This window comes from Mesorhizobium waimense (genome assembly GCF_003601975.1).
Lineage (GTDB): Bacteria > Pseudomonadota > Alphaproteobacteria > Rhizobiales > Rhizobiaceae > Mesorhizobium > Mesorhizobium waimense.
The window spans coordinates 1-424 of the sequence record NZ_QZWZ01000224.1; the positions used below are offsets into that span (position 1 = coordinate 1).

Genomic DNA, 424 nt, shown 5'->3' on the forward strand with positions numbered 1-424 from the left:
ATCCAGGCCAGCGCGGCGCCCCGGGCATCGCCGGGCGCGAGCTGCAGCGGCTGCCCTTGCGCTTCTCCCCACCACAGGCCATGGCCGGGCGGGTAGCCTTCACCGGCGCCGTCGCGCCACGTGCCGGCGAGCACCAGGCAGACACCGGCCGGCGTGGAGCCTGGCTGCACGCTGTCCGACACGATTTCGATGGTGCCCTGCCACGCGCCACGGCGCAGCATGAGGTTGAAATCCGTGGAGGCGCCGCCCAGCGGGGTGCAATCGAGCGCTGCGGCGCCATCGAACGACCAGGGGCGCCAGGGCTCGTCGAGCCGGTGGTCGATGCCGCTCGCGCTCAGGTGCACGCCATCGCCGCCCAGCAGCATGATCTGGCGGTCCACGCCGGGATAGGCCGAGAACGGCCCGGCCCGGTCGATGGTGGCCG

Annotated in this window: 1 protein-coding gene; it reads right to left on the bottom strand. The window is 73.6% G+C overall.

The features are described from left to right. On the bottom strand, positions 1 to 424 hold a 424-nt coding region (locus D3227_RS40740; protein WP_120019485.1), incomplete at both ends, for a HutD/Ves family protein.